This is a genomic window from Pontibacter chitinilyticus (genome assembly GCF_039748935.1).
GTDB classification, from domain to species: Bacteria; Bacteroidota; Bacteroidia; order Cytophagales; family Hymenobacteraceae; genus Pontibacter; species Pontibacter chitinilyticus.
The window spans coordinates 98324-117253 of sequence record NZ_JBDIZJ010000014.1 but is presented as its reverse complement, the minus strand read 5'-3'; the positions used below and the strand labels follow the sequence as shown (position 1 = coordinate 117253).

The 18930-nt window shown below is 49.5% G+C and carries 19 protein-coding genes; 4 read left to right on the top strand and 15 right to left on the bottom strand.

Translation table 11 applies throughout. The features are described from left to right. Positions 1-13: 13 nt before the first annotated feature. From coaE to ABDW72_RS17900, 8 genes are all read right to left on the bottom strand, one after another. Complete coding sequence (gene coaE / locus ABDW72_RS17935) at positions 14-631, bottom strand: dephospho-CoA kinase (protein WP_347159982.1); 618 nt, start codon at positions 629-631, stop codon at positions 14-16. A 5-nt stretch (positions 632-636) separates the two neighbouring features. After that, positions 637-1515 carry a YbbR-like domain-containing protein gene (locus ABDW72_RS17930; RefSeq protein ID WP_347159981.1) on the bottom strand — a complete coding sequence of 293 codons (879 nt, stop codon included), beginning with the start codon at positions 1513-1515 and terminating at the stop codon, positions 637-639. Between the two features lie 107 nt (positions 1516-1622). Continuing rightward, positions 1623-1925 (bottom strand): preprotein translocase subunit YajC, encoded by a 303-nt coding sequence (gene yajC, locus ABDW72_RS17925; RefSeq protein WP_347159980.1) that lies wholly within the window; start codon positions 1923-1925, stop codon positions 1623-1625. Between the two features lie 35 nt (positions 1926-1960). Next, a complete protein-coding gene (locus ABDW72_RS17920; protein WP_347159979.1) occupies positions 1961-2503 on the bottom strand; it encodes a DUF1573 domain-containing protein in 543 nt (180 codons plus the stop codon). Between the two features lie 25 nt (positions 2504-2528). After that, on the bottom strand, positions 2529-3527 hold the full coding sequence (locus ABDW72_RS17915; RefSeq protein ID WP_347159978.1) for an isocitrate/isopropylmalate dehydrogenase family protein: 999 nt from the start codon (positions 3525-3527) through the stop codon (positions 2529-2531). Between the two features lie 3 nt (positions 3528-3530). Continuing rightward, positions 3531-3836 (bottom strand): YtxH domain-containing protein, encoded by a 306-nt coding sequence (locus ABDW72_RS17910; RefSeq protein WP_347159977.1) that lies wholly within the window; start codon positions 3834-3836, stop codon positions 3531-3533. 79 nt (positions 3837-3915) lie between these two features. Next, positions 3916-5088 carry a transcription antitermination factor NusB gene (gene nusB / locus ABDW72_RS17905; RefSeq protein ID WP_347159976.1) on the bottom strand — a complete coding sequence of 391 codons (1173 nt, stop codon included), beginning with the start codon at positions 5086-5088 and terminating at the stop codon, positions 3916-3918. A 201-nt stretch (positions 5089-5289) separates the two neighbouring features. Continuing rightward, positions 5290-6390, bottom strand: coding sequence for a Glu/Leu/Phe/Val dehydrogenase dimerization domain-containing protein (locus tag ABDW72_RS17900; RefSeq protein ID WP_347159975.1), 1101 nt, complete (start codon positions 6388-6390; stop codon positions 5290-5292). Positions 6391-6538: 148 nt separating this feature from the next. Here ABDW72_RS17900 and ABDW72_RS17895 point away from each other — a divergent pair, with 148 nt between their 5' ends. Together ABDW72_RS17895 and ABDW72_RS17890 are read left to right on the top strand one after the other, a co-directional pair. After that, on the top strand, positions 6539-8323 hold the full coding sequence (locus ABDW72_RS17895) for an ABC transporter ATP-binding protein (protein WP_347159974.1): 1785 nt from the start codon (positions 6539-6541) through the stop codon (positions 8321-8323). 141 nt (positions 8324-8464) lie between these two features. Next, complete coding sequence (locus tag ABDW72_RS17890) at positions 8465-8875, top strand: hypothetical protein (RefSeq protein WP_347159973.1); 411 nt, start codon at positions 8465-8467, stop codon at positions 8873-8875. A 201-nt stretch (positions 8876-9076) separates the two neighbouring features. Here ABDW72_RS17890 and ABDW72_RS17885 read toward each other — a convergent pair whose 3' ends face one another. The 4 genes from ABDW72_RS17885 to truA form a co-directional block, all read right to left on the bottom strand. Next, positions 9077-9685 carry a TetR/AcrR family transcriptional regulator gene (locus tag ABDW72_RS17885; protein ID WP_347159972.1) on the bottom strand — a complete coding sequence of 203 codons (609 nt, stop codon included), beginning with the start codon at positions 9683-9685 and terminating at the stop codon, positions 9077-9079. An 84-nt stretch (positions 9686-9769) separates the two neighbouring features. Beyond that, the gene (locus ABDW72_RS17880) at positions 9770-10288 is read right to left on the bottom strand and encodes a GyrI-like domain-containing protein (RefSeq protein ID WP_347159971.1); all 519 of its coding nucleotides are present in this window, start codon (positions 10286-10288) and stop codon (positions 9770-9772) included. Beyond that, the gene (locus ABDW72_RS17875; protein ID WP_347159970.1) at positions 10285-12054 is read right to left on the bottom strand and encodes an ABC transporter ATP-binding protein; all 1770 of its coding nucleotides are present in this window, start codon (positions 12052-12054) and stop codon (positions 10285-10287) included. Before ABDW72_RS17875 ends, ABDW72_RS17880 begins: the two co-directional genes overlap by 4 nt. An 809-nt stretch (positions 12055-12863) precedes the next feature. Further along, a complete protein-coding gene (gene truA / locus ABDW72_RS17870) occupies positions 12864-13613 on the bottom strand; it encodes a tRNA pseudouridine(38-40) synthase TruA (RefSeq protein ID WP_347159969.1) in 750 nt (249 codons plus the stop codon). Between the two features lie 244 nt (positions 13614-13857). Here truA and ABDW72_RS17865 point away from each other — a divergent pair, with 244 nt between their 5' ends. Continuing rightward, positions 13858-14358: a DUF4293 domain-containing protein gene (locus ABDW72_RS17865; RefSeq protein WP_347159968.1), complete on the top strand. Its 501-nt coding sequence runs from the start codon at positions 13858-13860 to the stop codon at positions 14356-14358. 771 nt (positions 14359-15129) lie between these two features. Here ABDW72_RS17865 and ABDW72_RS17860 read toward each other — a convergent pair. The 3 genes from ABDW72_RS17860 to ABDW72_RS17850 form a co-directional block, all read right to left on the bottom strand. Continuing rightward, positions 15130-15828: a hypothetical protein gene (locus ABDW72_RS17860; RefSeq protein ID WP_347159967.1), complete on the bottom strand. Its 699-nt coding sequence runs from the start codon at positions 15826-15828 to the stop codon at positions 15130-15132. A 33-nt stretch (positions 15829-15861) separates the two neighbouring features. Beyond that, a complete protein-coding gene (locus ABDW72_RS17855; RefSeq protein WP_347159966.1) occupies positions 15862-16743 on the bottom strand; it encodes a hypothetical protein in 882 nt (293 codons plus the stop codon). A gap of 301 nt (positions 16744-17044) precedes the next feature. Then, complete coding sequence (locus tag ABDW72_RS17850) at positions 17045-18214, bottom strand: AIR synthase related protein (RefSeq protein WP_347159965.1); 1170 nt, start codon at positions 18212-18214, stop codon at positions 17045-17047. A gap of 161 nt (positions 18215-18375) precedes the next feature. Between ABDW72_RS17850 and ABDW72_RS17845 the strand changes: the two genes are divergently transcribed. Then, complete coding sequence (locus ABDW72_RS17845; RefSeq protein ID WP_347159964.1) at positions 18376-18921, top strand: hypothetical protein; 546 nt, start codon at positions 18376-18378, stop codon at positions 18919-18921. The last annotated feature ends 9 nt before the right edge of the window (positions 18922-18930 follow it).

Below are 18930 nucleotides of genomic sequence, written 5' to 3'. Positions count from 1 at the left end.
CGCTTCTGATTGCTTATACTTGATGGGGAATCTGCTGGGCAGCATCAGCAAGGAACTGCTGATGCAGTTGGAGCACCTGCGGAATAATCAGTTGCTGCTCATCGTTGTAGATCACTTGCTGAGCACGGGCAATCTTCTCTTCTTCCGTCAACTGCTTTGCCATAATGGCTTTGATGTCGGCTTCGGTGCGGTGGGGGTCACGCTGTAGCAGGCGCTTGATGCGTACTTCCAGCGGAGCAGCAACAACGATGATCTGGTCCATCTGCTTCCATGCCTCCGACTCATACATAAGCGCCGCTTCTTTTAACACGTACGGCTTATCGGCGTGCAGCCCAGTCCAGGTTGCAAAGTCGCGGCCCACATGTGGGTGCACCAACGCATTATGCTGCGCCAGGCGCTTGGGGTCGTTAAAAACAATGCTGGCAATAAATGTCCGGTTCAATTCCCCTGCTTCTGTGAAGGCCGTAGGGCCATAGGCGGTGATCAGGTCCTGCCGAAGGGCTTTATCGTGGTGCATCACCCATTTGGCGCGTGCATCGGAATCATATACCGGTACGCCCAATACGGCAAACATCCGGCAAACGACACTCTTGCCAACGCCAATGCCCCCGGTAATCCCGATCTTTAACATAGCGGCTACTGCGTCAGAACTTTTACGTGGTCCGGCCACAGGGTTACATGGCGTACCCCCATTGGCTTTTGCACCAGTTCCGGCACCAGGGTTGAGTCGGCAGGGTTATACTTGCTGTAGTCCAGCACAGCTTTGAAGGTATCGCGGTTTAAGAGGGCGGCAGAATCTTCCAGCAGTTGGTAGCGCACCAGCAGAAAAGGTGGCCGCAGCGATACTAGCTGCCCGGCAGGCACATTGATGAGTTCTGGTATTAACTGCCGCTCTTCCTGCAGCAAATTATGCACGTTTATACCTACCACTGCCTCTTTTATGTTGGCAGTTACCATCGGGTTAGCCCCAAAATCAATAGGAACGCTCACTTTGGCAGATTCTGTCAGGCCTGGGTTGGGCAGGCGTAGCAAGAAAGGAGAAGGCAGGCTATCTACCAGCGAAGAAGGACCTTCAAATACGATGGAATCAGGCTTGATGGCCACAGGCCCTACCACGGCGTGGCGCTCGGCAGCGATCTTCTGCTGCGGGTCCAGCCTGAGGGGAATAGCGCGCTTTATACGTTTGTTAAAGTCGAAGTGCAGCGTATCAGTTACAACAAAGTTCAACTCCAGCCCATCCAGCACATTTACCAGCGACGGACGCAAGGCGGAACCCAACAGGTAACTGTTACGTGGCAGGTTGCGGATGTATACTTCGGCTGGCTTTACTTCGAACCGGAGCGATTTACGCAGCAGCTTCCAGCCTTTGCCGGTCACATTGATCGCTACTTCTTCGGGCAGCGGCTTAACTGCTACCAGCTGTTGCTGGTTGTATACAAACCGGACAGGATAGGTAGTTTGTGTAGAATAACTTTTATTAAGAGCGTTGAGCAGCCAGAAAGTAGAAGCCGCCACAAAACAAAGCAGTACGACGCGCCAGTACTGCTTTGTTTGTGGCCTGAAAGGCCTTGCAAACCATAAAATTATATTTCTTGCTCGGGCAAACGGCAACGTTTTATACCTTAATTTACTTTAGCAGTGGCCTCCATCGAAATAGAGGCTTTGTCGAACACCAGGCGGACGCCTTTATCTACTTCTACGACAACGGTCTCTGCTTCTATGGCAAGAAGTTTCCCGTGCAGACCGCCGATGGTTACTACGTTCATCCCTTTTACCAGTGCTTCACGAAATTGCTTCTGATCACGCACTTTTTTCTGCTGTGGCCTGATCATGAAAAAATAAAACACCAGGATAATGGCACCGAACATGAGTACCTGTGGCAGAACGCCACCACCGACACCGGCTTGAAGAAATATAGTTTGCATATGTATAGGTTGTGCTTTAACGCTGTTAAAGCGAATTATTGTCTTACAGGACCTTCTGGACCCGCAGTGGGCACACCGCTGGACTCTACAGTGCCTTGCATGGATATTTTTGTCAGATTCGGCTCAGTGTTGGCCCGAACAGTTACAGTCGGCATTTGCTGCCCCATTTTACCGGTGCTGTTAAACTTCACCTTAATAGCGCTTTTCTCGCCGGGAGCAATTGGTTCTGTAGGCGGCTCTGGCACAGTACAGCCACAGGATGCAGAGGCATTCTCGATGATCAGCGGCGACTTACCCGTGTTGGTAAACGAAAAAGTATGCTCTACCACCTGCCCTTGTTTGATGGTGCCAAAGTCATACACCTGCTCATCAAATGCGATAACAGGCGCATTTGCAGCAGGTGCTGCTGTAGCTTCAGATGCAGACACTACATTGGGGTTATCAACAGGCTGCTGGGCCTGCTCTGTTGCTGTCGTACCATCCGCGGCCACGGTATCGCTGTTGCCTGCTTTGTTGTCGCAACTGGCCAGCCCGAGTGTTACTGCAAAGCTTACGGCCAATATCAGGTGCTTTTTCATCTTAAAACTCCTTTTAAAATAATGATTACAATTTATCAATTATATGCTGAGTAAACGCGCGGGTATTAGCCGGGCCACCCAAGTCGCCGGTACACTCTTCTTTGTTACCCAGCGTGGCATCCAGCGCTGCATCTATGCGGTTGGCCTGCTCGTGCAGGTCGATGTGGTGCAGCATCATAATAGCCGAGCGCAGCAGAGCCGTCGGGTTGGCAATACCTTTGCCTGCAATATCAGGCGCAGAACCATGAACAGCCTCAAAAATAGCCATCTCATCGCCAATATTAGCGCCGGCAACTACACCTAAGCCCCCTACCAGACCGGCACATAAATCAGACAGGATATCACCGAACAAGTTGGTGGTGACCACTACATCAAACTGCTCCGGCTTTACCACCAGTTGCATGCACATGTTGTCGATGATCTTGTCGTCGCAGGTGATGTCGGTGTATTCCTGGGCAGTTGCTTTGGTCACGTCCAAGAACAGCGCTCCGGCTTTCTTCAGAATGTTGGCTTTGTGCACCGCCGTTACTTTTTTGCGGTTGTGCTTGCGGGTATACTCAAACGCTGCCCGCACAATTTTTTCGCAGCCTACCCGGGTGACACGCGAAATGGAGTCTGCGATCTGGAGACGCTCATCAAAGATCTCTAATCCGGAGTAAAGCCCTTCTGTATTCTCCCGGAACAGCACCAGATCCACGTTGTCGAAGCGTGTGTTGATGCCTTTGGTGGTTTTAACCGGCCGCACATTCGCATACAGGTCAAACATCTGGCGCAGCTGCACATTTATACTTTTAAAGCCTTTTCCCACCGGCGTGGTGATCGGCCCTTTCAAAGCAACTTTGTTTTTTTCAAGCGAAGCAATCAGCGTGGCCGGTATCAGTTCGCCAACCGTATCAAATGTGGTTTGGCCGGCGTTTTCCTCTTCCCAGGTTACGGGGATGTTAGCCGCACTAAAAACTGCTTTAACCGCTTCTGTAATTTCAGGACCTATCCCGTCGCCGGGAATAAGTGTAATTTGTTTCATGCGTTATAGTTCTTTCCGGCTATTAATTTCATTAATAAGCGAGTCTACATCGCCAAGTAGTTTCTCTGCTTTGTCTTTTGCATCCTGGATTACGCGCTGTCCCTCTGACTTTGCCAACGACAGCGAACTGTCACGGTCAGCCATCAGCTGCTCTACCAGGTCGGTGAGCGTATCGCGGTATTTCTCCAGGCGATAGCTCAGCCAGCTGCGCGTTTCTCTTCCTTTTTCGGGTGCAAACAGAATGCCGGCTGCAGCGCCTACAGCTGTGCCGGATATAAAGAATAGTGCGTTGTTTATTTTCTTACTCATAGTTCTTAAACGAATATGTAGGGTTCTTATTTCTTCCTTTTACGGTACCCTCCTGCTGGCAGCCAACTGTAGCGTATGCTTACTTGTTATCAATCAAGCCGCGGCCTGATTTGCGGATATCTCCTTTGGTTGTAAGCTCCTGCGCCATTTTATCCAGCACACCATTTACAAACTGCTTGCTTTTAGGCGTACTATACAGCTTTGAGATTTCAAGATACTCGTTGATGGTAACTTTTACAGGTATGCTGCGGAAGATGTGCATCTCGCAAAGTGCCATCTTAAGTATGATCTTGTCGAGCAGGGCCACGCGCTCCACATCCCAGTTTTTTACGCTGGCAGCCACCAGGGCCTCGTACTTTTCGTCTTCTTTGATTGTCTGGTGATACAACTCCTCAAAAAAGGCCTTGTCATCCTCCCAGTTAGCCGACAGCTCCAGCAATGGCTGATCTTCTGCCACTTCTTCTCCGAAGATTTTTATTGTCTTGTTAACCAGGCTCTTCACGATGGATTTGTTTTCCACCCAGTTCAGATCCTGCTCTTCAAACAAAGATTGTAAGTTTTTTTCTTTAAAGATAATGTTTTTAAATATATGTTGCACTACCTCCAGGTCCTCTTCCGGGCTTGGTTCAGGCAGCGCCAGGTAATGCAGAAAAGTCTCATCCTGCTTCAGAATGTTCTTGTAAACAGAGCGGATTTCGCTGATATCGGAGCCCCAGCTAATATTACGGCGAATGATGTGCTGCTGGTACGATTTATTGTGCAACAAGCGCTGCACCACACTGTTGCGGAGGAAGCGCTTCACATCCGGCCCTTTGGAAACAGTAAACCGCTTTTCTTTTTTCTCCTCCTCTTCTTCTATTAAGCTTACTAACACCTGCAGTATCTGCAGCGTGCCCAGGTAATGGTCGTAGATGCGCTCTACGGCATTCATCATCTGGTTAAAGTAAGTCTGATAATCTTTCTTGAGGAGGTTCTGGTAGTATACGATGGCTCTGTTTACCGCATTGATTATTTCCTTATCATTCTCCTCGGCTTCAAACTGGCGCGTAGCATACCATTCTTTAAAGAGCAGGGTAGCAATTTGCCTCCTGCCTTCCAGCAACCGTTTGTCCTGCACCTCCATGGAGTTAAGGTCGGGCGCAAAATCGTCGCTTATCTGGTCTAACGCCAGCAGATAATCTGAACCTTCGGCCTGCATATACGCATAAATGGCTTGCATTGCCTTGATTCGTAGTGTTCTGCGGTTGAGCATATTCTTATTTTAAAGAGCGTGTTGTTGTAATCGTAACAATGGTACCTGACGGCACCGCAAACTTTTGGTTGCTATAAGTCAGAATGCCAGCCTGGCTGCTTATAGTTCCGAAACTGTAAACTAAGTGCTGCATGGCCGGAAAATGCTTCCGGCCATGCAGCACTTCTGCTTTAACGTACTTAACTGTTGCCCAGGTTGTGCTTAGAAGGTAGAGCGTACTTTGCCGATGCTGGCAATGCGCTGCTCGGCCATCTTGGTAGCTGCCAGCTGTGTATGAATGCCTTCTTTCTCAGCCAGATCAAAAATATCCAATGTATAGCCGTAAATGCGCTCAGTCTGGGCATAGGCGCTCTCGCGGCTGTAGCCTACCAGTTCCGAGTATACATTGATCAGGCCACCGGCATTAATCAGAAAGTCCGGGGCATAGTAAATGCCGCGTGCTACCAATGCCGGGCCATGTACCACCTCGTTGCGCAGCTGGTTGTTGGCGCTACCTGCAATTACCTGGCACTTCAGGCGGCTGATGGTGTCATCGTTGAGCGTGCCACCTAGTGCGCAGGGGGCGTAGATATCTACATCCAGGTCATAGATCTCATCCATGCCCACCACACGTGCATTATACTTAGTAGATACCTCCTTCAGGCGGTCTTCGTAGATGTCAGTGATGTAGATCTCCGCGTTTTCTTTAGACAGCAGCTCCACCAGGTAGCCGCCCACATGGCCTACGCCCTGCACGGCTACTTTCTTACCTTCCAGAGAGTCTGATCCGAAGGCTTTTTTCGCAGCCGCTTTCATGCCCATATAAGTGCCGTAAGCGGTTACGGGTGAAGGATCACCGCTGCCGCCCATGGCTTCCGGCAAGCCCGACACGTGTTCTGTTTCCATACGGATGAACTCCATGTCTTTGGTTGTGGTGCCCACATCTTCGGCAGTAATATACGACCCGTTCAGATTTTTAATGAAGCGGCCATACTTGCGCAGCAGGGCTTCATTCTTGTCTTTTTTGGCATCCCCGATGATCACGGCCTTCCCGCCGCCCAGGTTTAGGCCAGAGATAGCTGCTTTATAGGTCATGCCTCTGGATAAGCGCAACACATCGTCCAGCGCTTCTGCTTCTGAAGCGTAGGGCCACATACGCGTGCCGCCCAAGGCAGGCCCCAGCACCGTGCTGTGGATGCCGATAATGGCCTTGAGACCGGTATCTTTGTCGTGGCAGAAAACAACTTTCTCGTGTTCGTGTTCTGCTATCTGATCAAAGACCGATTTGTCTTTCTTCACTTCTATCTCTTTAATCTCGACCATTTATGAATTGATTACGTGTTCTTCTATCTTTGCAGGGGGAGTAAAGTACCCCCTCCTGTTTCGCGCTGCGAAATTAATTCTTTTTTTTATTAATTCAATTTGTGCGTTGCAACCAACGTAAAAGCCTAAGGGCTTTAACTATCCTGCTGTGAAATCACTACGCTACTTAAATAAATACCTGCTCAAGTATAAATACAGGCTGCTGTGGGGCATTGTGTTTACAATTATCTCCAACATCTTCCAGATACTGCCGGCCCAGATCGTGCGCCACTCCTTCAACCTGATCAAAGAGGGCATTGGCCTGCACAACCTGTATGAGGGACTGCAGCAGCAGGAACTGGTGTATGGCATTTTCGGGAAAAGCATTCTGGTGTATGGCGTGGTGATTCTGCTGATGGCGCTGTTGCGCGGTGTTTTCCTGTTCTTTGTGCGCCAGACGCTCATCGTAATGAGCCGCCTGATCGAAAACGACCTCAAAAACGAGATCTATGCGCATTACCAGAGCCTGCCCCTCAGCTTTTACCGCAAAAATAACACCGGCGACCTGATGGCACGCATTTCCGAGGACGTGAGCCGCGTACGCATGTACCTGGGCCCAGCCATCATGTATGGCATCAACCTCGTAATCCTGTTCGTGATGGTGATCCCCTACATGCTGGCCGTTAACGTGAAGCTGACCATGTATACGCTCATTCCACTGCCTATTTTGGCCGTGAGCATCTACTATGTTAATACCATCATCCAGCGCAAATCTGATGAGATACAGCGCAGCCTTTCAGGCATTACGACCTTTGTGCAGGAGGCTTTTTCAGGTATAAGAGTGCTCAAATCGTTTGTGCGCGAAGACGACTCGCACAACAACTTTACCACCGCCAGCAACACCTATAAAGACAAATCGCTTGAGCTGAACTTTGTAAACTCGCTGTTCTTTCCGCTGGTACTGTTTATGGTGGGGCTGAGTACCATCATTACCATTTACATTGGGGGGCAGGAGGTGATCAACGGCAGCATTACCACGGGTAATATTGCCGAGTTTATCATCTACGTGAACATGCTTACCTGGCCGGTAACTTCGCTGGGCTGGACGGCCAGCTTGGTGCAGCGGGCAGCGGCCTCGCAGGAGCGCATTAACGAGTTCCTAAACACCAAAACTGAAATTATTTCGCAGCAGAACATCAGCAAGCCGATCAAAGGTGATATCGTGTTTGAGAACGTGGACTTTGTGTACCCCGATACGAATATTCATGCGCTGAAGCAGGTATCCTTCAGCATCCGCCACGGCGAAACACTGGCGGTGATCGGCAATACCGGCTCCGGCAAGAGCAGCATTGCTACCCTGCTGCCGCGCATGTATGATGTAACCGGCGGTCGTGTGCTAGTCGACGGCATCGACGTGCGGGATTATAACATCAGAAGCCTGCGCAGCCAGATCGGCTATGTGCCGCAGGACGTATTCCTCTTCTCCGATTCAATTCGCAACAACATCGGCTTTGGCTTGCCCGACATTACCGAAGAGCAGATGGTGCAGGCCGCCAAAGATGCAGACGTGTACGAAAATATCATTCATTTTCCGGAGCAGTTTGCCACCAAGCTTGGCGAGCGCGGCATTACGCTCTCGGGCGGGCAGAAGCAGCGGGTATCCATTGCGCGGGCACTGGTGCGCGAACCAAGTATACTTATACTGGACGATTCGCTCTCGGCGGTAGACACCAAAACTGAGAACGCCATACTTAACAGCCTCCGCCGCATCATGCACAACCGTACGTCTATCATTATTTCGCACCGGGTATCGTCAGTTAAACTGGCAGACCGCATCCTGGTGCTGGACGACGGAGAAATTGTGCAGCATGGCACGCACGAGGAGCTGATTGGCGACGATGGCTTGTATAAGGTGCTGTATGAGCGGCAGCTGCAGTCTGAAGATACGGAATAGTTGACCATGCCCGCTGCGTTGTTAGCCTGATATACACAAGTGCTGGCATGCTATAGCGCCCTTGTCGGAATTTTTTAGAATAGATTGTGTTATAGCTACGTATAGCAAGCTAAATCAATCTTAAAATTAACTTTTCGGTATATGGCAATCGACCTACAGCAAATTGGTAAACGGTTCAGGTTTTATACAAATCTGAAAGAACTGGATATGGAGCAACTCAAAACCATGACCGGTAGCGATGAGCAAACCCTCTCCTGCATTATTTCCGGTCAGAATTACATGCTAGATGACCTGGTTGCCATTTTAAAGCACTTCCACGACCTGAACTCGCAGTGGCTCATCTATGGTGAGGGCAGCATGTTCAAACCGATGGACCAGGACGGCAACTGCCACGACCACCAGAAAGGCTGCCTCAAGAAAGACAAAGCCGCTTACCTGAAGCAAATGCAGGACATGCTACAAGAGCTGGATGCCGCCGAAGTAGCCAAAGACCATCACCCCGACCTGGAAGCCCTAAAGGCCAAGCTGGAGCAGATCAAAGCCGCAGAGTAAACTTATTTTGAAGGGCTAAATTGTTAATGGCTTAATTTTTTATTTCGCTCAGCGATAGTGCCTTCAGAGCGAATGCGACGGAAGAATTTATATTGAAAAAGCAGGAGATAAAGTTTACCTAGGTAAACTTTATCTCCTGCTTTTTCAATTCAGGTCGATTTCTAATCTTTTGGAAAAGAGGGCCGCACAGCTGTTCAGCTATTAGCTCCTGCTGATACCGTTGAGGATGAGGTTAACGGTGAACTGCACATCGCGCTCTATCTTCTCGAAGTCAATGGTGGGCAGCTTGTGGAAGTCGGCCCGCTGGAATTCTTCGAACTGTATCAGATCTTTTACCACCATAATGGAGTAGCCCACGCGCTCGGCCTCGCAGGGCACGAACACGCCGCTGGCGATCCCCTCTTTTATCACAGCGGCATAGTAGTTTGATTCTTTGGCCCTAGACTCGCGGAAGAGTTCCTGGAAGGTAACACGCGTCTCGATCAGCACCCGAATGGAAATGGTATGCTGCGTCACGATCTCCTGGTAATAGCGCAACGAAGACTGGATGTAGCGTTGCAGGCGCCGGTGCGGGTCGGGCTCCTGCTCGGCAATACGTTTGATACGGGAAAGACTTTCCCGCCATTCCTGCGAAAAAGCCTCTATAAACAAGAGCTCTTTGTTTTTGTAGTAGTAGTAGAGCGTCGGCTTTTTAAGGCCTATAGCAGCGGCAATATCATCTAAGGTGGCCTTGCTGTAGCCTAGTTTACCAAATACTACTTTGGCAGCTTCCAGTATCTGTTCTTTTTTTGCTTCTGCTTTTGTGCCCACGGAGCTGTTCGTCTGGAGAGGCAGCAGAGACGCTGTCCTCTTCCAAATATAAATATAAATCTATACTATAAAACAGTCGATAAATTATTGCTTTACTGGTACCTGCACCACACCCTTGTCTTCAGCCGGAAACCACTCCACGTAAAAGTCTTCCAACGTCAATTTTTGTTTTTTGGCATAGTCAAAAACGGCCGCATAGAGCTTTTTAGGCAGAATGGCGACATTAGCTGTAGCCTCGGCCTGCACCACTTTCCGGCCGCCCGGTACGCGGCGCAACTCATATCCCTGCGGCAGCGCAACCCCGGAGTCCGGTACAATTACGCCAATAAAGGCTTTTATGCTGTCGCCGCTGTGGTCCGGGTCGTTGTAGTAAATGTTACCCAAGATGCCCTGCAGCGTATTGCTTTGCACCACTTCTGCCGCTTTTTTAAACGCGTTGCTAAGTGCGGGATCTTTTATGGAGCCTTCGAAAGGTTGCCCGGCCACATACATTGCCTTAGAGGTTGTCAGCTTCACATCGGGAGCCGTAAAGCCGCCAATAAAAGTATATATTACCAGCAGGATAATGGCAAAACCTGCCAGCACATAGAAGAGTTTTTTCATAGGTCGATCATGTTCTTGTATTGCATCTGGTAAAGCTGCGCATAGTAGCCGTTATGCTGCAGCAGCTGGTCGTGGTTGCCCATTTCCTTTACTTCGCCCTTGTCCAGCACAATAATGTTATCCGCTTTTTGAATGGTAGAGAGGCGGTGGGCAATAACGATGGAGGTCCGGCCATGCATCAGCTGGTCGATGGCGTACTGAATGAGCTCTTCAGTTTCAGAGTCTACGCTGGAGGTCGCCTCATCCAGGATGATGATCTCCGGGTTGTACACCATAGCCCGCACAAAGGAGATCAGCTGCCGCTGCCCCACCGACAAGGTGGCGCCCCGCTCCATCACCTGGTAGTGCAACCCACCCGGCAATCGCTCGATGAACTTCCGCGCGCCCACCAAATCTGCGGCTTCCCACATCTGCTCTTCGGTGATGCTTTTGTTGCCCAGGCTGATGTTGTCGGCTATACTTCCGGAAAACAGGAACACATCCTGCAGTACCACGCCAATATGGTGGCGCAGCACACCCAAGTCATACTCCTTCAGGTCGTGCCCATCCACCACAATATTCCCTTTGTTGATCTCGTAGAAGCGGTTGAGCAGGTTGATTACCGAGGTTTTACCGGCGCCTGTTGCTCCAACAAAAGCTACCGTTTCGCCGGCTTTCACGTCAAACGAAACATCCCGCAGCACCCACTCTTCGTCGTTGTAAGCAAACCAAACGTTCTGGAAGCTCACATTGCCGCGCAACCGCTCCGGCGCATAGGTACCGTTATCGGCAATCAGTTCCTGGCTGTCCAGCAGGCGCATCAAACGTTCGGTGCTCACCACGCCCAACTGCAAGGTGTTAAAACGGTCAGCAATCATGCGTATCGGCCGAAAGAACATCTGGATGTATAGGATAAAAGCCATTAGGGAGCCCAAAGAGGTGCGGTCGTTGATAACGCCATAAGCGCCATACCACACCAGCAGGCCCAGTCCTGCCGCCCCGATGATCTCGGCTACCGGAAAGTAAATGCTATAGTATAACACAGAGCGGATGTTAGCGCGCGTATGCTCTTTGTTGATCTCCTCAAACTTCTCCATCTCGCGCTGCTCGTTGTTGAAGATCTGCACGATGCTCATGCCGGTGATGTGCTCCTGCACAAACGAGTTGAGCCGCGCGACAGCCGTGCGTACCTCCTGAAAGGTTTCCTTGATCTTTTCTTTGAAGATATAGGTGCTGATGAGCATGAGCGGGAACGTGGAAAGGCTCACCAACGTCAGCCGCCAGTCGATGTAAAACATGAAGCCCAGGATGAACACCAGTTGCAGAATGTCGCCAATCATTGCAGCCAGCCCCTCGCTGAACACATCCGAGAGCGTCTCCACATCCGACACATTGCGCGTTACAAGGGTGCCGATGGGCGTGCGGTCGAAAAACTTCAGGCGCAGGTCCAGGATGTGGCGAAACAGTTTGATGCGGATATCACGCACCACACTCTGCCCCAGCCAACCGGCAAAATAGGTATGCAGGTATTGTACCAGGGCATGCACCACCAGCAGCACGCCCAGAATGACGAACATGCGGTTCAGACCCTCCCAGTCATTATTCAGAATGTCGTGGTCTACGGTATACTGAATAAGGAACGGGCGCACAGCGGCTAGAATAGCCGAGGCAAAGGTCAGGAAAATGATAAAGTAGAAAGTTTTGATATAGGGCTTTACGAACGTAAAAAGCCGTTTCAGTACATCGGAATCAAATACTTTACCAGTGTTTTTAGGTTTATCTTCCAAGGAAATTGTTCTGCTTTAAATGGGCTCAAGTACAAACAGGCGCTTTGACTGTACGTGTGTCTTTTCTTAACCGATTGTAAAGTTAATGGTTTTATACTTAGGGATTCAGGTTTGTACATTTGTAAATGTTTTAGCCTGTTGAGTTGTAGTTTGAAGCTTTTGCAGAAGTATGGTTGCTTTTTTAGCTATACTTGTTAATCAAACTTTTTATTCTTTTGCACTTCCGGTTATACTTGATAGCTGTTGTTTATACTTTATCAGGCAGGCTATCCTTGTTAGTTGCCGTTCCTCCTCAGTTTTATACTTGTCCTGTTGCATCTCTGGCTTTGGTGCGCTCTAAGCCCGCGCGGGCACGTCCTGGGGGTGCAGGGGCCCCCGACAAGGGCATCGCGCGGTGGCGTGAAGCTGCTCCTCGCTCCGCTGCGGGCTGCCCTTACGGGCACCGCAACATACCAAGGCGCTCAACCCAAGGACTGGAATCCATTCTCATAGCTCCTGCTTATACTTGGGCTCAAGTATAAATTGAAGTTTAAGTTAATGAGTTGGCGCGAATCTCCAGATTAGTGACTTGAGGTGGAGGTGAAGTCTTTGACTTCACTGGCCCGAAGGGGCAAATTCAGCAACACGTAGCAAAGCTCCTGCTATACAACTTATACTTCTCCAATTATACTTCAGCCAAAGCGACTACAGGCTCCCCTCCTTAGACAAGTGCGAACGCGAGTTCGAAACTTGCGGGCGTAGCTCTGAGGGGCAGAGGTGGTTGGATTCGGCACAGCAACGCTTATACTTCAGCTAAAGCAACTATCCTGCTACTCCCCTGAAAGAAGGCCTTCCGGATACGCTACTTTTGCCAGAAACAAACCTTCTGCCGGGGCGGCTGCACTGGACTTGCTTCGGTCCTGGCTGGCAATGATCTGCTCAAATTGTGCTACAGTTAGCTTTCCTTTCCCCACATCCAGCAGCGTGCCCACCACCAGCCGTACCATGCCCCGCAGAAAACGGTTGGCCCGGATGGTAAAGATCAATGTCTCCCCTTCCTGCTGCCACTTGGCTTCATACATAGTGCAACGGTAATGCTTTGTGTCGCCTTTCACTTTGCTGAATGTCGTAAAATCCTCATACTTCAAAAGTATGGCCGCTGCCTCGTTCATCTTTGCCACATTCAGTGGTCGGCTGTAGTAGTAAGTGTGGTGGCGCTGAAAAGGATCTTTGTTAAGCGTGAGGTAGTAATGGTACGTACGCGCCATCGCATCGAAGCGGGCGTGTGCCTCGTCGGGCACTAAGTATAAGTTCTTAGCAGCAATGTCGGCTGGCAGCAGGCGGTTGAGGCGGAATACAGTTTGTTGCGGCGCCAGTTCCTGCGCTACATCGAAATGCACAAACTGTTGGCTTGCATGCACGCCAGTATCTGTGCGGCCGCTACCTACGGTGGCAATTGGCTCGCGCAGCACCTTGCTTAGGCTGTCGTCGAGCACCTCTTGCACTGATAAGGCATTTGGCTGCACCTGCCAGCCATGGAAGCGGCCACCGTCATAAGCTATTTCTAAAAAGTAGCGCATAGCACAAAGGTAGGGTTTCTGCGGTTAAGGCGCTAAGCGCTGTCTGGTTCAGTTACCTGCGGCTAGCTTATTCCTCAAAAGCATCCTGTGTTTCACGTGAAATGTTGATGCCGGAGCACACGCAGTTCTTTTCTGTAAAAAGTGGTCCTGCAAAACGCTGTTTATACTTTGGCTGCTGCATGCGTTTTTGTTTTACAGGCCTTTGTCTAACTTTGCATGCTTTTCCTGTTAAACCTATTATTTTATGATACAAAGAATTCAATCTGTGTTTCTGTTGCTGTTGGCGCTGGCTATGGTTGCTATGCTGTTTCTGCCCCTTTGGTCTAAAACCGATGCTACCACCCACGAAACAGTTGTGTTAACCGCCTGGAACCTGAAATCGCACTTTCTGAATGAGCAAGGTGATATTGCTTCGGTTGGCAACCTCCCGAACAAAGGCACTTTTGCTATTGCGATGTTAGCCATTGCCGCGGCTGTTGTGGCCTTGTATGAGATATTCCAATACAAAAACCGCCTGAATCAAATGAAATTGGGCCTTTTTAACACGTTGATTATTGCGGCACTGCTGGGCACCTCGTTCTACTACGCTGCTTATGTGGGCGCTGACATGGTTATGGCTAGTGATAACGGTGCTTATGAAGCCGGCTTTTACCTGCCTATGCTAGCTTTGCTGCTCAATGCGCTGGCCAACCGCTTTATTAAACGTGATGAAGATTTAGTGCGGTCGGTGGATAGGTTAAGATAAAGCTATCGATCGTTTAGATCATAAAAACAGGCTTCTCCAGATACAGGGAAGCCTGTTTTGTTGTTGGTTTTACCTACCGTAGATTGATAGTTCTTTTTCGGTTATACTTGGTAGCAGTTGTTATATACTTTAGCAGGCAAGCTATACTTGCTAGCAGCTGTTGATGCTCAGTTCTATACTTGTCTTGTTGCATCTATGGCTTTGGCTCGCTCTAAGCCCGCGAGGGCTCGTCCTCGGGCATCGCGCAGCGGCGTGAACCTGCGCTTGCGCGCTGCCTTGCAGGCACCGGAACCCGCCAAGGCGCTCAACCCAAGGACTGGAATCCATTCGATAGCTAATGGCTTGCTCGTTTATCTGTAGGGACAGGTCGCGACCTGTCCGCGCGATACCTTCTGCTATGAGGTTTCTACTTTGACCAAAGTAATTACCTAACTCTTTTCTGGCGCGAATCTCCAGATTCGTGACTTTGGATAAATGTGAAGTCTCTGACTTCACTGGCCCGAAGGGACAAAGCAGCACCAGGAGCGAAGCTTCTGCTATACCACTTCTACTTCTCTTCCTCCTACAGCAGGATTCCCTCCTTGAGGAGGGTAGGGAGGTATTAAAGCAATGGCTACAACTACAAAGCTTATACTCAAACCAAAATAGTAGCAGAATTCTCTTTGGAGAGTAGCGGAAAGATGCATAATTACTGATCTGCCGTGCACATCCACTAAAAAGGCTTGTGCCAGTACATAGAGAATGTGTCTGCTTTTATTTTCCGCTTCTTTCTTATAAGCTATAGTTTACCCCAACGCTAAAAGATTTGTAGAACCTTCTGTCCTTAGTGGCATACCGTTCCCAATCGTGATAAAAGGAATTATGCCCGTTCAGGTTATACTTAAAAGGCAGCACTTCCACGTATCCCGTAAAGCGGTTGCTGATTTTGTAATTAAATCCTACCCCTGCCGTTGCAAAGACATTTATGCCCTTGTAATGCTCCGTGATGATGGTGGGTGTGCCACCATTCTTTGCTTCCGCAGTACTGGATTGCGTAAAGCCCCAGGCGGATAGCAGCGTGGCCGTGCCATAAAGCGGAAAGCGTTTGTAAACCTTGAAGAAAACAAACCTGCCTGTAACAGGCACTGCTACTGCACGAGTTTTAGAAGTCTCATCATGCGTTATCACCTCCCCGGAAGCACTAACGTCGGACCAGGAGCCTTTATCTTTACTGCCACCGTAGGCCGCTCCTATCTGTATACTTGCTCTTTCGTTCAGCCAGTAGCCAAGGTTAACTGCAACGGGGGCAAAATAGCCGGTAGGCAAAAATCCAGACAGTTGAGGCCCCTTGTAGTAAATGTGATAGGATATACTTGTCAGGCCGACTCCCACATACAGCCGCTCGCCCGCAGTAGTTGTTGGCTCTGTTTGTTGCGCGTTAGCCGCTAAGGATGAGAAAAGCAGTAAGAGGGAGAAAAGTAATGTTTTCATTACAAGCTTGCTTTTATTTGTAATGTGCAATGATTACCTTTTATAGCAAAAATAGATGTAGTCACCTCCTGCATTTTCGTTCAAGTCACCTGCTACTTTAATCCATCCTGTAGGAGGATTAATAGAACTACTATTGCCATATATGACACCGACTTCTTTTACAGCGTCACCGTACTTTGCAAGTCGGCTTACATGCCCAAAAACATACTTTCCTCCTGCGCCGTCATTTAAGTCTACCGGATAACTTTTCCCTCCTTCAAACTTGAACATATGTCTAAGGTCATCCCCTGGAGCAATATTGCTATAAGGATTGTTGTAGTCAAATTGAGTGTAGCTGGCAACTCTTATGTAAGTTAATGGGATATCAAACGTTTGCGCTGGATGTGCCCCATCGTTTTCATAGGTATAAGTTGTGTCTCGAGTAAAGGTTAAATAAATATATTTACCACCAGAACCTCTATTTAAATCAGCATTAATTTTAATATGTCCCACACTTGGTTGAATTGCAGAATTATCTCCGCTAATAATTCGTAAAGAATATATATAGCCAGCAGGGTTACTACTTACAAAACCCAAGCCTACAGAACTTACAAATGTAGAGGTCACTGTCGATGTAGTTGTTCCGCCGCATGGATCACAAGGAGCGATATCCTTTGTGCTAACTCCTTCTTCAGCCACATCATACTTTGGCCTTGTCGGACGCTCCTTGCCGCCATTGTCCGGCACCTGCACATCTTTGCTCACGTATTGGCCGGTTTTATCGGCTTTATACTTGTCGTCTTTGTCTTCCTTCGCATCGCCAGCTTTTATGGTTTGCTTTTGCGCAGCAGTAATAGCTTTCACTATAGGCTGCACTACTTCTTTGGCTTTGTCGCAGCCCCAGAAAGTTATACTAACAGACAGGAATAAAAACATCAGCAGCCGGAGCAGGGCGCCGGATGAGGGGGGGGTAAATGTTTGCTTTCTTATGTTGTAATAAGGTTTAAATGTATAGCAATATGTAAACCTATAACTATACCAAAAAGGCTATTTAACTCCTCTTTGTAACACCACATGCTGGTAGTTTTTCAACTGCTGCACCAGTCTGTATGGCCCCTGTTATAGGTATAACTATATAAGCACCGGTTTTCTGAACTTGTTATGTAACATCAAGTATCAAATAAGAAGCGCCACAGGCGGGTTGCCTGTGGCGCTTGCAAGTATAGGGTAAGTATGATTATCCTTCGTAGTAAAACTCCCCATAAGGGCTGCGGATGGTAAGCTCGTTGGTTTTGCTCTGCTTTACATGGCCAATCACCTGCGCCTCTACGCCAAAGGCTTTGGAGATGTCGATGAGCTCCTGCGCATACTGCTCCGGCAGGTAGATTTCCAGGCGGTGGCCCATGTTAAAGACCTTGTACATCTCTTTCCAGTCGGTGTGGCTCTGCTCCTGAATGATCCGGAACAGCGGCGGCACCGGGAACAGGTTATCTTTAACAATGTGCACCTTGTCGGTAAAGTGCAGCACTTTGGTTTGGGCACCGCCACTGCAGTGCACCATGCCATGTATGTGCGGGCGGTGTGCTTTCAGTATCTCCATTACAATCGGCGCATAGGTGCGCGTAGGTGAGAGCACCAGTTTGCCCATCTCCAGCCCGGTTTCCGGCTCTATATCGGTTAGCTTATAGTTGCCTGAGTATACCAGATCTACCGGTAACTCGGGGTCGTAGCTTTCGGGATAAGAGGCAGAGAGATACTTGTGGAACACATCATGGCGTGCTGAAGTGAGGCCGTTGCTGCCCATGCCGCCGTTATACTCCGCCTCATAGGTGGCATGCCCATAAGAGGCAAAGCCTATAATTACGTCTCCTGCTTGAATAGTATCATTTGAGATCACCTCCTCGCGGCGCATACGGGCTGTTACGGTGCTATCTACAATAATGGTGCGCACCAGGTCGCCTACATCCGCTGTTTCGCCGCCGGTGCTGTAAATGCCTACACCGTTGTCGCGCAGCATTTGTAGCACTTCCTCGGTGCCGTTGATGATGGCCGCAATCACTTCGCCGGGAACCAGGTTTTTGTTGCGCCCGATGGTGGAAGAAAGTAGGATATTGTCGGTAGCGCCTACGCAGAGCAGGTCATCGGTATTCATCACCACCGCATCCTGGGCAATGCCTTTCCACACGTTCAGGTCGCCGGTTTCTTTCCAGTACATGTAAGCCAGCGCCGATTTGGTACCGGCGCCATCGGCATGCATCAGGGCACAGTAATCAGGATTGCCGGTGAGAATATCAGGGATGATCTTACAGAATGCTTTCGGGAAAAGGCCTTTGTCAATGTTCTTGATGGCGTTGTGCACATCTTCTTTAGAAGCAGAGACGCCGCGGCGAAGGTATCTGTTTTCCATAGCTATGGTGGTTTCCTACAAATTTAAGAAAGCCCGCGGAATTAGCGGCAGCCTGAAGTATAAAATCAATAGTAACTTGTTCTATTCAACACGCCCGCATGCAACCCTTTGCTCCAAATATTACTCCCCCTATATAGAACAAGCTATATAACTTACCTTTTATGAAAAACAAACTTATGCTTCCTCTGGTGGCAGCGATGGCACTGGCTACTTCTTCTCTGCTCGCGCAGGATTTACCTGCCGCTATACCGCAAGCCGCGGCGCCTTACAAAACGGCCATTGGCCTGCGCGCAACCTACGGCGGCCCCACAGGTACCGGTCTGGACGTTAGCGTGAAGCACTTTTTCTGGAAAGAATCGGCGATAGAGGCACAATTTAGCTTACCTGCCCGCGGCACTTACCTGGCTTCTGTCAGTTACCTTTGGCAGCCGCAACTGCTGCACTCCAGCCGTTTCCGGCCTTACGCCGGTTTAGGCCTGGGCATTGTGGGCACCAACCAGAGCCGGCTAGGCGAACGACAGCCCATGGAAACGAACCTGGTCGGCAGCTATACCATTGGCATCGAGTATACTTTCCCCAGAGCTCCAATTGCTTTGTCGCTGGACTACCACCGTACTTTTGCCGGCTACAAAATAGATTACATGCGCGGTGCCAGCCTTAACACATTAACCAGTATCGGGGTAGGTTTTAAGTATATTATCCGATAGCATACCTAA

What these genes read in the sequence shown, in the direction of transcription:
- coaE (WP_347159982.1), bottom strand. Translation starts at nt 631, where the DNA reads ATGTTAAAGATCGGGATTACCGGGGGCATTGGCGTTGGCAAGAGTGTC.
- yajC (WP_347159980.1), bottom strand. Translation starts at nt 1,925, where the DNA reads ATGCAAACTATATTTCTTCAAGCCGGTGTCGGTGGTGGCGTTCTGCCA.
- ABDW72_RS17920 (WP_347159979.1), bottom strand. Translation starts at nt 2,503, where the DNA reads ATGAAAAAGCACCTGATATTGGCCGTAAGCTTTGCAGTAACACTCGGG.
- ABDW72_RS17915 (WP_347159978.1), bottom strand. Translation starts at nt 3,527, where the DNA reads ATGAAACAAATTACACTTATTCCCGGCGACGGGATAGGTCCTGAAATT.
- ABDW72_RS17910 (WP_347159977.1), bottom strand. Translation starts at nt 3,836, where the DNA reads ATGAGTAAGAAAATAAACAACGCACTATTCTTTATATCCGGCACAGCT.
- nusB (WP_347159976.1), bottom strand. Translation starts at nt 5,088, where the DNA reads ATGCTCAACCGCAGAACACTACGAATCAAGGCAATGCAAGCCATTTAT.
- ABDW72_RS17900 (WP_347159975.1), bottom strand. Translation starts at nt 6,390, where the DNA reads ATGGTCGAGATTAAAGAGATAGAAGTGAAGAAAGACAAATCGGTCTTT.
- ABDW72_RS17890 (WP_347159973.1), top strand. Translation starts at nt 8,465, where the DNA reads ATGGCAATCGACCTACAGCAAATTGGTAAACGGTTCAGGTTTTATACA.
- ABDW72_RS17880 (WP_347159971.1), bottom strand. Translation starts at nt 10,288, where the DNA reads ATGAAAAAACTCTTCTATGTGCTGGCAGGTTTTGCCATTATCCTGCTG.
- truA (WP_347159969.1), bottom strand. Translation starts at nt 13,613, where the DNA reads ATGCGCTACTTTTTAGAAATAGCTTATGACGGTGGCCGCTTCCATGGC.
- ABDW72_RS17865 (WP_347159968.1), top strand. Translation starts at nt 13,858, where the DNA reads ATGATACAAAGAATTCAATCTGTGTTTCTGTTGCTGTTGGCGCTGGCT.
- ABDW72_RS17860 (WP_347159967.1), bottom strand. Translation starts at nt 15,828, where the DNA reads ATGAAAACATTACTTTTCTCCCTCTTACTGCTTTTCTCATCCTTAGCG.
- ABDW72_RS17855 (WP_347159966.1), bottom strand. Translation starts at nt 16,743, where the DNA reads ATGTTTTTATTCCTGTCTGTTAGTATAACTTTCTGGGGCTGCGACAAA.
- ABDW72_RS17850 (WP_347159965.1), bottom strand. Translation starts at nt 18,214, where the DNA reads ATGGAAAACAGATACCTTCGCCGCGGCGTCTCTGCTTCTAAAGAAGAT.
- ABDW72_RS17845 (WP_347159964.1), top strand. Translation starts at nt 18,376, where the DNA reads ATGAAAAACAAACTTATGCTTCCTCTGGTGGCAGCGATGGCACTGGCT.